Origin of the sequence: Kaistella sp., assembly GCF_032060305.1 — a bacterium.
Classification (GTDB): Bacteria; Bacteroidota; Bacteroidia; order Flavobacteriales; family Weeksellaceae; genus Kaistella; species Kaistella yananensis.
On the sequence record NZ_DAMBHK010000072.1, the window covers coordinates 1 to 11,601 of the forward strand.

Sequence of the window (11,601 nt, forward strand, 5' to 3'; positions counted from 1 at the left end):
CCGATTGCGTAGATATTGGAAACATTGGTTTGCAAATGTTCATTGGTTTTTACTCTTCCTCTTTCATCTAAATCTACACCTGCTTTTTCTATGGCAAGTCCGTCTGTGTAAGGCTTTCTCCCTACAGAAACCAATACATAGTCGCCTTCTACCACTACTTCTTCGCCTTTTTTGTCTTTGGCGGTAACTTTTACGGTGTCGCCGTTTCTTTCGACAGCCTGAACCGCGGTAGAAAGCATGAATTTCATGCCCTGCTTTCTTAAAACTTTGTTGAGTTCTTTCGATAAAGCACCGTCCATGGTTGGGATGATTTTATCCATGAATTCAACAACGGTAACTTCAGAACCTAATCTTTTGTAAACAGAACCTAATTCCAAACCGATTACACCTCCACCGATTACGACAAGATGTTTCGGAATTTCTTTAAGTTCCAAAGCTTCGGTAGAAGTAATGACTCTTTCCTTATCTAAAGTAATGAAAGGCAGCGAACTTGGTTTGGAACCTGTCGCGATGATGATATATTTAGAGTCGATGATCTCCGATGAACCGTCGTTTTTGGTTACTTTTACCTGAGTTGAAGATTCAAAACTTCCCACACCCTCATAAACAGTGATTTTGTTTTTGTCCATCAAGAAGGTGATTCCTTTGGTTGTTTGGTCTACCACTTCGTTTTTTCTGGCGATCATTCTTGCCAAATCTGCTTTTGGCTCGTCGATGATAATGCCGTGGTTGGCGAAATTATGTTTTGCGTTTTCGAAATGTTCAGAACTGTCGAGCAAAGCTTTTGAAGGGATACATCCAACATTCAGACATGTACCGCCCATGGTAGGATATTTCTCTATAATTGCAGTTTTCAAACCTAACTGTGCGCAACGGATTGCCGCAACATAACCACCAGGACCGGAACCGATAATGGTAACATCGAATTGACTCATTTTTATTTTTATTTGATTGATTAAAAATTAAAGGTGCACAAATTTACGGATTTTTTGTGCATTCGCGACACGGAAATCCTGAAAATCGACTTCAGATTTAACGAGTTTTCACACGAAAAAATGTTAATCAAATTCATCGTTAAATTATCCACACTTCGAGCTTCCACAATTCTTACAAATCAGGCAGCCTTCCTGATACACCACCTGATCCGATCCGCAGTTCGAACATTTGCCCGAAGCTTCAGTTCCGTCGGCGATATAGCGTTTCAAGGCCCGTGCAACACCGGCTTTCCAGTTGTTGATGGATTCGGAATCGAGTTCGAGGCGGTTGATGAGCTCCACGACATTTTCAATCGGCATTCCATGTCTTAGAGTCCCGGAAATAAGTTTTGCATAATTCCAGAATTCAGGATTGAATTTATGCGAAAGTCCTTCAATCGTAGTTTTGTAGCCGCGAAGATTGGTAAACTGAAAATCATATCGCGATTTCCCGTCTTCGTCACGGTTTTTTATAATCAGTCCTTCGTTTACCCAGCGCGGAAGGGCAATACCTTCTTCATCATCGGCCAAACCGGTGAATATTTCGTAAGGTTTTTTGTCTATGAGACCAACAAAGGCAATCCATTTGTCTTTATTATTCTGGAAACGTACCACATCAGCTTCCAGCACTTGCGGTCTTTTTGTTGGAAAAGTAGGTTGCAGGATTTCAGTTTTTTCTTCTTTTTTCTCGTCATTCGAAATCAAAACTCCGGAACGGGAACCATCACGGTAAACGGTTACACCTTTGCAACCCACTTCCCAGGCTTTGATGTACAACTGATTCACCAGTTCTTCAGTCGCATCATTCGGAACATTAATCGTTACAGAAATCGAATGATCAACCCATTTCTGGATGGCGCCCTGCATTTCAACCTTACTCAGCCAGTCCACATCATTGGAAGTGGCTTTGTAATAAGGCGAAACTTCGATGATTTTATTAATTTCTTCCTGAGTGTATTTTTTATCGGTATCGATTCCGTTAATTTCCATCCACTGTCTAAAACGGTGATGAAAAACAAGATATTCTTCCCAGGAATCTCCAACCTCATCTACAAAATCTACCCGAACATCTTTGTCATTGGGATTCACTTTTCTTCTTCGCTTGTAAACCGGAAGAAACACAGGCTCAATACCAGAGGTGGTTTGCGACATCAGCGAGGTGCTGCCTGTAGGCGCAATTGTAAGTAATGCAATATTTCTTCTTCCGTATTTCTTTAAATCTCCATAAAGTTGGGGATCTGCCTCCTTCAGTCTTAAAATGAACGGATTTTTCTCTTCTCTTTTCGCATCGTAAATCGCGAAAGCACCTCTTTCCTTCGCCATTTCAACAGACGAGCGGTAAGCTGCAAGTGCTAAAGTTTTATGAACCAAAGTAGAAAATTCGTTACCTTCTTTGCTTCCGTACTGAATATTCAAAGCGGCCAACATATCGCCTTCGGCGGTAATTCCCACTCCTGTTCTGCGGCCTTCAATGGTTTTTTTGCGGATTTTGATCCAAAGATTTTTTTCAGTGGCTTTAATTTCATTGCTTTCAGGATCTGAGTCTATCTTATGAATAATCGCATCGATTTTTTCAATTTCAAGGTCGATGATATCATCCATCATTCTTTGGGCAAACCCTACATGTTCTTTGAAAAGCTCAAAATTGAATTTCGCCTTTTTGGTAAAAGGATTTTCAACGTAAGAGAAGAGATTTACGGCCAAAAGTCTGCAGGAATCATACGGACACAGCGGAATTTCTCCACACGGATTGGTGGAAACCGTTTCATAACCTAAATCTGCATAACAGTCGGGCAACGATTCTCGGATAATCGTATCCCAGAAAAGGACTCCCGGTTCCGCGGATTTCCAGGCGTTATGAATGATTTTATTCCAAAGATCGGTCGCTTTAATCTCTTTGCTGACTTTAGGATTTTTGCTGTGAATCGGATATTTCTGAACGTAATCTGCCTTCCCTACGACGGCTTGCATAAATTCATCATCAATACGTACCGAAATATTGGCGCCGGTGATTTTTCCCTGCTCAAGTTTGGCATTTACGAAATCTTCAGAATCTGGGTGATTTACAGAAACAGAAAGCATGAGCGCTCCTCTTCTGCCATCCTGAGCCACTTCACGCGTGGAGTTGGAATATCTTTCCATAAACGGCACCAAACCGGTTGAAGTAAGCGCAGAATTTTTCACAGGAGAACCTTTCGGGCGGATGTGTGACAAATCATGACCAACGCCGCCGCGTCGCTTCATCAACTGAACCTGTTCTTCATCGATTTTCATGATGCTTCCGTAGGAATCACTGTCGGTACCGCTGCCGATGACGAAACAGTTGGAAAGTGAAGCGATTTGAAAATCGTTCCCAATTCCCGTCATCGGGCTTCCCTGCGGAATAATATATTTGAAATTTTTAATGAGACTGAAAATTTCATGTTCAGAAAGCGGGTTTGGATATTTGGCTTCAATTCTGGAGATTTCCGAGGCGATTCTGTGATGCATATCATCCGGTGTTCTTTCGTAAATATTGCCATCTGAATCTTTCAGCGCATATTTACTTACCCAGACTTTTGCTGCGAGATCATCACCGTTAAAGTATTGCAAAGAGCTTTCATAAGCATCTTTATAAGAATAAACTTTTTGTTTCTTAGTAATTTTTTCAGCCTCCATAAATATTATTATTTTCGAAATAAATTTACAGAAGATAATCTAAATAAAAAAAAGTTTACAAATTAAATCATTTAAAGTACTGACATTCAATATTAAAAATATTTACAAGAGGTAAAAAGTTTACAAATTTTTAAAATTAACTTATGATTAAGATCATAAGTTATTGAAAATTTTTTCGTAATGGCTAAGAATTTTATCTTTTGAAAAACGAGAACGGATCGAATTACGAATTAACTCACTTGGATGTTGTTCCTTTAAAATCTGGATCATCTTTTCGGCAAACGCTTCATGGTTTTCGATGGTGAATATTTCACCGTTAACTTGTGGCTGAATAATTTCGTTAATGCCGCCGGGACAGTTATTGGCCAGTGAATAAATTCCGCATGCTCCGGCTTCCAGTAGTACATTCGGAAATCCTTCATAACGTGATGAGAGTACAAATAAATCCGCGAATTTCAGGAACTGATAAGGATTTTTCTGCTGGCCGTGAAAAATTACGTTTTCCAAGCCAAATTGCTCCTTTTTCTGATGCAGCAAAACCTTGTCTCTGCCATCTCCGAGAATATGCAGCAGAATTTTTTCGTTTTTTAAATGCGAGAAAACTTTTAAAAGATTATCAAAACCCTTTCTGGAAGATAAATTTCCGATAGCAACGACATTTTTAAAATCAGATTTAAAACTTTCCGGCCGTACCGAAAGTTCCAACTGTTTTTCAATAAAACCGAAATCGACAGGATTGTTGATTTTAATGATCTTATGAGGTTTTATTTTAAAATTATCGATAAGATCATTCGCCATGTCGTCGCTCTGGCAAATAATCCGGTGATAATTGCTGTAAAATCTGTAGAAAAACCGAATTTCCTTACGCTTTACATGTTGGGAAACAACATTGGTTTCTCTGGCAATGAATTTCGTTTTCGGAAAAAGCGGAATAAATAATGAAAGATAGGCGTTGATTTCCCCAAAACCGCAGAACACGATATCGGGTTTTCTTTTCTTTATTTCGAGCAAAATCGGCTTTAAAGAATGTCGGATCCTTGGAGTTTTCAGGTCGATTACTTCTATATCATCTTTTAAGAGATCGAGATAGCCGCCTTCTTTTCTCAACAGCATTATTTTGGGCAAAAATAAGTTACGTGGAAGATGATTGGCGATGGTTGTAACAATTCGCTCCGCTCCGCCGGTTTCAAGGTCTGGAAGAATGAAAATAATGGTTTTTTTTTTGTGAACAGCTGTCAAACCAGGATATTTTGACCGTTAATTTGCAACATCAGAGATGAATTTAATCCTCAACATCCGAACTTCTTCATCACTTAAATCATCGCCAAATTCGGCCAGAAGGACTTTCATGCTGTCACTGTCGGAACCGCGCATAAATTCCATGAAATCATCTACAATGTCTTCATCAAAATTCTCATCGATATAATAATCAATATTAAGCTTCGTTCCCTGATAAACAATACTTTCCATTTCTTTCAACAAATCCTCCATGGAAAGGTTTTTAGCTTTTGCAATATCCTCGAGATCAATTTTTTTATCCGTACTCTGAATGATGAAAACTTTGTGACTGGATTTATTTGCCACCTGTTTGATGACCATGTCCTGGGTTCGCTCTATACCGTTTTCTTCAACGTATTTTTTAATGAACTCGGCAAATTCCTTTCCGTATTTTTTCGCTTTTCCTTCGCCAACTCCGTAGGTTTTTCCGATTTCTTCAATGGTGACCGGATACTGAACGGTCATATCTTCCAAACTTGGATCCATGAAAACCGTATAAGGCGGAATGCCATGTTTTTTGGCTACCGACTTGCGCAATTCTTTCAGCTGAACAAAAAGATTTTCGTCTAAACCACTGTTTTGCTGCACCTGTACCTGCTGCGAATCTGCTTTGGTTTGGGCAAGATCGTATTCGCGGTCTTCAGCGATGAGAAATGGAGTTTTATCTTTTCCGTCAATAACTTTTCTGCCTTTTTCTGTTACTTTCAGCACACCGTACGTTTCGATATCTTTCTGAAGATAATCCTGTACGGTTGCCTGGCGAATAATCGATTTCCAGAAATTTTCAGCTTCATTTTTTCCGAAACCGAAATACTTGCTCGTTTCAAGTTTATAAGATTTTGTAACCGAAGTTTCTTTCCCGACAATAACCGAAATCAAATCTTTAGTCTTGAATTTCTCTTCGAGATCTTTTACCAGTTTCAATACCTGATTTAGTTCTTTGGTCGCATCTTTCAGCGTAGGTGGATTTACAGAATTATCGCACATTTGTGCACCAGCGCCGTTTATTGGATCGAACTGTTCCCCGAAATAATAAAGAATATACTGGCGGCGGCTCATGGAAGTTTCGGCATAACCCACCACTTCATTCAGGAGCTGAAGACCGATTTCGCGCTCAGAAACGGGTTTCTGTGCAAGAAATTTTTCAAGTTTTTCGATGTCTTTTGGATCATAAAATGCGAGACAATAACCTTCTCCTCCATCTCTTCCGGCCCTTCCGGTTTCCTGATAATAACTTTCGAGAGATTTTGGAATATCGTAATGAATCACAAATCTTACATCAGGCTTATCGATTCCCATTCCGAAAGCAATGGTAGCGACAATTACATCACATTCTTCCATTAGGAATTTATCCTGGTTTGCAACACGGGTTTTTTGGTCAAGACCTGCGTGATACGGCAGCGCATTGATTCCGTTCACCTGCAGCAGTTGCGCAAACTCTTCAACTTTCCGCCTGCTGAGACAGTAAACAATGCCCGATTTTCCTTTATGCTGATTGATGAATTTTACAATTTCTTTGTCGATATTAACTTTCGGGCGAACTTCGTAAAAGAGGTTCGGGCGGTTAAAGCTTTCTTTAAAAACCAACGCATTCGTCATTCCCAGCGTTTTCTGGATGTCATCCTGAACTTTTGGCGTTGCGGTTGCAGTTAAAGCAATCACCGGAACATCTGCAATTTTATCGATGATAAGCTTAAGGTTTCTGTACTCCGGGCGGAAATCGTGTCCCCATTCCGAAATACAGTGCGCTTCATCAATGGCTACAAAAGAGATTTTCACATCCCGCAGAAAATCCAGATACTCTTCCTTAATCAGTGATTCAGGGGCAACATATAGCAGCTTGGTACGTCCGGCTTTGATATCATCGAAAACCTGTTTGGTCTGGGTTTTATTGAGAGAAGAGTTCAAAACATGGGCAACGCCCAGATCGGAAGAAAGCCCGTTAACAGCATCTACCTGGTTTTTCATCAGCGCAATTAATGGCGAAACTACAATGGCAGTTCCTTCGGAAATAAGCGCCGGCAACTGGTAACACAGCGATTTTCCGCCCCCTGTAGGCATAAGTACAAAAATATCTTTCCCGTCGAGTAAATTTTTTATAATCGCTTCCTGCTGACCTTTAAATGTTGAGAAGCCGAAATATTTTTTGAGTTCTTTTGATAAATCGGCGTTTTTTGTTTTCATCTTTTATTATTCATTGTATCGCTAAAGAAAGAATTTTATTTTATTATTTGAAAATTCTTTATCTCTGGCAGTCTGTCTTAAATTCTTTACTAAATTTGCATTTTACCCAAAGTTAGAAAATAAAAATCAAAATTAAAAAATACACCTTTAATTTTGAGCATCAGAAAAATAAAATATTTCCGTATATTAATAGGATTAAAAATTTCCCTTTTTCAAATCAGCACCGATGAATCATCCTGAAATTCTACAAATAGCGAAAAATGCAATTTCCATTGAAATTAAAGAACTTGAAAATCTGAAAAACCGCCTGGATGAAAACTTTCTTAAAGCGACAGAACTCATTAACTCGGCGGCGGGAAAACTCATTATTGTCGGGATCGGAAAATCTGCCCATGTAGGCAACAAAATCGTCGCAACGCTGAATTCTACCGGAACTCCATCACAGTTTCTTCATGCTTCTGAAGCGATTCACGGAGATTTGGGCGTTATTCAGAAAACTGACGTGGTGCTTTGCATTTCCAATTCAGGAAATTCGCCGGAAATTGTAAACCTACTGCCCTTTTTGAAAGACTATTCTTCCGCATTAATAGGAATGACGGGAAATATGAACTCGAAACTGGCAGAGTTTTCGGATGTTATTTTAAATTCTTCGGTAGAAAAAGAAGCCTGCCCGATAAAACTAGCGCCAACCAGTTCCACAACAGTACAAATGGCTTTGGGCGACGCTTTGGCAGTTTGCCTTATGGAACTGAACGGCTTTAAAGAAAATGATTTTGCAAAATTCCATCCGGGGGGCAGTTTAGGCAAAAACCTTACGGCAAAGGTAGAGCAGTTTCTTTCCTCTCAAAAGCCGCAGGTTTCTGAAAATGCCAATATCCGGGAGATTATTATTTCGGTTAGCGGTTCTTCGCACGGAATTACGGTAGTAACAGATAACGAAAAAATTACTGGCGTGATTACCGATGGCGATCTTCGCAGAATGCTGCTCAGCGAACAGGATCTTTCTAAAATTATCGCAAAAGATATCATGAGCGCTCATCCAAAAAGTATTGATAAAAATGCACTGGCCAAAGAAGCCATGCAGATTCTGAAAGACAAAAATATCGGCCAGCTCATTGTGACCGAACAGGGCAAATACCACGGAATTATTGACATCCACCGACTACTGGATGAAGGAATTAACTAAAATCCAGGAAAATTTGGTGCATCGCATCCACAGAAATGCTGAGATTTGAAGGCGAAATAGTTTTCGCCCGTTTTCCCGTTTTAAGCAATAATTCAGTAATTTCGCAATCTTGAATTTTAAATCTTGAATTTTTAAAATGAGTGAGGGAAAAGAAATGTCATTCTGGGGACACATCGGCGAATTAAGAGGACACCTGATCCGCTCCATCATTGCCATTATTATAGGCGCCATTGTAGTGGGACTGAATGTAAACTGGATCATGGACCATATTTTTTTCGGGCCTACACGCAACGACTTCTTTACCTTTAGGGTGGTAAATCATTTTTCCCGCGAACTTATCGGCGAAAACAGTATTACCCTGCCTGAACATTTCGCGGTGCAGCAGAAGAAACTTTTCCAGCAGTTTAATGTAATGATGTCGGTTTCTATTTTCGGTGGAATTGTTGCGGCTTTTCCTTATATCATATGGGAACTTTGGCGATTTATTTCGCCCGCACTACATCCAAACGAGCGCAAAAACTCAGTTTTCATGATTAATTTTGTGTGGATTCTTTTTGTCGTAGGAATTTTATGCGGATATTTCCTCATCCTTCCGTTTGCGATTAATTTCGGGTTATTGTTTACGATCTCAGATTCAATCACTCAGCTATTTGATCTCAGTGACTATACTACCCTTTTTATGCAGGTTGTGCTTGGGATGGGGCTTGTATTCCTCTTTCCGGTGATTGTTTATTTCCTGACTTCAATAGGAATTTTAACGCCACAGTTCATGCGAACTTACCGCCGACATGCGATTGTTTTAATTATGGTTGTTGCGGCAATTATTACTCCTGCTGATGTATTGAGTATGCTGATGGCAGCGTTCCCACTTCTTCTGCTGTATGAATTCAGTATTATGATGAGCGCTTACACCTACAAAAAAGTGGAGCAGCGTGCGAACCAGCAATGACAGACTTTAAAATCAAACGACACCAAAAGCTTTTTTTTATTTTTCATTAAATTTAAATTAAACATCTGCAAACATTGTTTAAAAAAAACAAAAACACGCCTCTCGGCGTGTTTCCCTCAATCAATATTAATCTATTTTTCTATAAATTCTTTCAAACTCTGTCCTAAAATTCCATTCCAGCCGTTTTCAAAACTTTCTTTCTGAAAGTCTGTACCCAAATGGTTGAAATTCTCCAAACCTTTATGCGTAAGGGTAATTAAAGTGCCTCCGTTATCTTCTTCCAGCTCCCATCTCACAATCGTCTGCTCTTTAGAGATTTCCGGATAAGACCAGGTATGCTTAAATTTCTGATTTGGAATTACTTCCAGAATCTTACCATGGTGATGATACTTATTTTCACCTCCGGGTTCAAAAAAATTGAACTCATTATGAAGTCCCAGCTCGAAATCAGGGATATCAAAATACCATTCCTTCATCTGCGCTTTATCGGTCAAAGCGTTCCAAACCTTTTCTACAGGCGCGTTCACTCTTTGTTTAATGACTACATTTTCGTGCATAATTTTTAATTTTTTTGATTGTATTAAAGTTAACACTTATTTCAATGATAAATAAAATTATTCCCATGATTTTATTCATTCCTTTAATTTTAATTTACATTTGCAGGCGTCTGTAAAATAAATTCCATACTGGTTACTCGACTTAAAACCAGTGAAACCCGAATAAAAATGAAGATTCTAAAGAAACTTATGATTATAATTCTTATGCTGGCGGTTGCTGTAATGGTGACAGCTTATATTGTCTTAAGACAGGCAAAATTTGGTAAAGCTCCTTCCGGTGAACGACTGGAAAGAATTTTAAAATCTCCTCATTACAAAAACGGACGCTTCGACAACTTAAATTCTACTCCGCAATTGGCAGAAGATACCTCGATGCCGGAAGTAATGTTCCGCTTTCTTTTTGGAAAATTTCCCAATAAAATTCCGCAAAGACCTTTTAACTTTGAAAAGACAGATTTGAAATCTTTGGATCCCAACGAAAATGTATTCATCTGGATGGGGCACTCGTCCTATTTCCTACAAATTGACGGTAAAAAAATCCTCGTGGATCCCGTTTTCAGCGGTAATGCGTCGCCCTTCTCTTTTACAACAAAGGCTTTTAAGGGAACAGACCTTTATACCACAGATGACTTTTCGGAATTGGAATATTTGATTATCACTCACGATCATTGGGACCATCTAGATTACGAAACTGTTCTTAAGCTTTTTCCGAAAACCAAAAAGATTATTACCGGCCTTGGTACCGGTGAACACCTAGAGTATTGGGGCTACAATCCGAAAAACATTGTGGAACTCGACTGGTTTGAAAGTTCAGATTTAGGTGAAGGATTTAAAGTTACTGCAGAACCGGCAAGGCATTTTTCCGGGCGTGGTTTAAAGCGTGATCAGGCGATTTGGGCAAGTTTTGTATTTGAAACACCAAACCAAAGAGTGTATATCGGTGGCGACAGCGGTTACGATAATCATTTTAAAAAAATTGGTGAGAAATATGGAAGTTTTGATTTGGCAATTCTTGAAAACGGACAATACAACAAAGATTGGCGGTACATCCACATGATGCCCGGAGACCACATCAAGGCGATGGAAGATCTCAACGCCAAAAGAATGATTCCGGTCCACAACTCGAAATTCGCTCTGGCAACACATCCATGGAAGGAACCTCTTGAAAAAATAATTGAACTTAATACCGAAAATAAGAGAATCCTCACCCCGAAAATTGGCGAAAAAACAGATTATCTGAATGATGATGAAAACAATGACCAGTGGTGGAAATCCTATTAAAAGACTGATAAAATAAAGGGTCGTTCGCGACTCTTTTTTAAATTTTGTAATTTTGTAAAAAACGTTTTCGAAATGAAATTAGCATCCATTTTTTCTTCCATTTTCTTGATTTTCAGTACATTTTTCAATGCACAAATTCAGCCAAAAATTGAGGCTTTGGATTCAGAACTATCTACAGTACAATATCCTTTTCCGGTTGCTTTTAAAAAATTGAAAACACAAGGACAGGATTTGAAAATGGCTTTCATGGATGCCAAACCTGCGAAACCGAACGGTAAAACCATCGTTTTGCTTCATGGCAAAAATTTTAACGGATATTATTTCGAGCAAACTGCAAAAGTCCTTTTAAAAGAAGGTTTCAGGGTGATTATGCCGGATCAGATCGGTTTCGGAAAATCATCAAAACCCCAGCAGTATCAGTTCAGTTTTCAGCAATTGGCAGAGAATACGAAAGCTATTCTGGATGATTTGAAAATAGAAAAATTCATTCTTTTAGGACATTCGATGGGTGGAATGCTCGCCACGAAAATGGCC

The 11,601-nt window shown here is 39.2% G+C and carries 9 protein-coding genes; 4 read left to right on the top strand and 5 right to left on the bottom strand.

Going from position 1 to position 11,601, the window contains the following annotated elements; translation table 11 throughout:
- The 4 genes from V5N63_RS09710 to recQ all read right to left on the bottom strand — a co-directional run.
- Positions 1-935: dihydrolipoyl dehydrogenase family protein (locus V5N63_RS09710; RefSeq protein WP_332033785.1), on the bottom strand; the 935-nt coding region annotated here is incomplete at its 3' end.
- Between the two features lie 144 nt (positions 936-1,079).
- Positions 1,080-3,632, bottom strand: a complete 2,553-nt coding sequence (locus V5N63_RS09715; RefSeq protein ID WP_332033786.1) for an adenosylcobalamin-dependent ribonucleoside-diphosphate reductase — start codon at positions 3,630-3,632, stop codon at positions 1,080-1,082.
- A gap of 153 nt (positions 3,633-3,785) precedes the next feature.
- Positions 3,786-4,871, bottom strand: coding sequence for a glycosyltransferase (locus V5N63_RS09720; protein ID WP_332033787.1), 1,086 nt, complete (start codon positions 4,869-4,871; stop codon positions 3,786-3,788).
- 18 nt (positions 4,872-4,889) lie between these two features.
- Positions 4,890-7,094, bottom strand: a complete 2,205-nt coding sequence (gene recQ, locus V5N63_RS09725; RefSeq protein WP_332033788.1) for a DNA helicase RecQ — start codon at positions 7,092-7,094, stop codon at positions 4,890-4,892.
- A 226-nt stretch (positions 7,095-7,320) separates the two neighbouring features.
- Here recQ and V5N63_RS09730 point away from each other — a divergent pair, with 226 nt between their 5' ends.
- Both V5N63_RS09730 and tatC read left to right on the top strand, forming a co-directional pair.
- The gene (locus V5N63_RS09730; protein ID WP_088469403.1) at positions 7,321-8,280 is read left to right on the top strand and encodes a KpsF/GutQ family sugar-phosphate isomerase; all 960 of its coding nucleotides are present in this window, start codon (positions 7,321-7,323) and stop codon (positions 8,278-8,280) included.
- 136 nt (positions 8,281-8,416) lie between these two features.
- Positions 8,417-9,229 (top strand): twin-arginine translocase subunit TatC, encoded by an 813-nt coding sequence (tatC, locus tag V5N63_RS09735; protein WP_332021504.1) that lies wholly within the window; start codon positions 8,417-8,419, stop codon positions 9,227-9,229.
- Positions 9,230-9,360: 131 nt separating this feature from the next.
- On the opposite strand, the gene V5N63_RS09740 is transcribed toward tatC, so the two are convergent.
- Positions 9,361-9,786, bottom strand: a complete 426-nt coding sequence (locus V5N63_RS09740; RefSeq protein WP_265144219.1) for an SRPBCC family protein — start codon at positions 9,784-9,786, stop codon at positions 9,361-9,363.
- 189 nt (positions 9,787-9,975) lie between these two features.
- Between V5N63_RS09740 and V5N63_RS09745 the strand changes: the two genes are divergently transcribed.
- Both V5N63_RS09745 and V5N63_RS09750 read left to right on the top strand, forming a co-directional pair.
- The gene (locus V5N63_RS09745) at positions 9,976-11,067 is read left to right on the top strand and encodes an MBL fold metallo-hydrolase (RefSeq protein WP_332033789.1); all 1,092 of its coding nucleotides are present in this window, start codon (positions 9,976-9,978) and stop codon (positions 11,065-11,067) included.
- A gap of 72 nt (positions 11,068-11,139) precedes the next feature.
- On the top strand, positions 11,140-11,601 hold a 462-nt coding region (locus V5N63_RS09750), incomplete at its 3' end, for an alpha/beta fold hydrolase (protein WP_332033790.1).

Excerpts from the sequence above, each read along its gene's own strand:
- V5N63_RS09715 (WP_332033786.1), bottom strand. The coding sequence starts at position 3,632 with ATGGAGGCTGAAAAAATTACTAAGAAACAAAAAGTTTATTCTTATAAA.
- recQ (WP_332033788.1), bottom strand. The coding sequence starts at position 7,094 with ATGAAAACAAAAAACGCCGATTTATCAAAAGAACTCAAAAAATATTTC.
- V5N63_RS09730 (WP_088469403.1), top strand. The coding sequence starts at position 7,321 with ATGAATCATCCTGAAATTCTACAAATAGCGAAAAATGCAATTTCCATT.
- tatC (WP_332021504.1), top strand. The coding sequence starts at position 8,417 with ATGAGTGAGGGAAAAGAAATGTCATTCTGGGGACACATCGGCGAATTA.
- V5N63_RS09740 (WP_265144219.1), bottom strand. The coding sequence starts at position 9,786 with ATGCACGAAAATGTAGTCATTAAACAAAGAGTGAACGCGCCTGTAGAA.
- V5N63_RS09745 (WP_332033789.1), top strand. The coding sequence starts at position 9,976 with ATGATTATAATTCTTATGCTGGCGGTTGCTGTAATGGTGACAGCTTAT.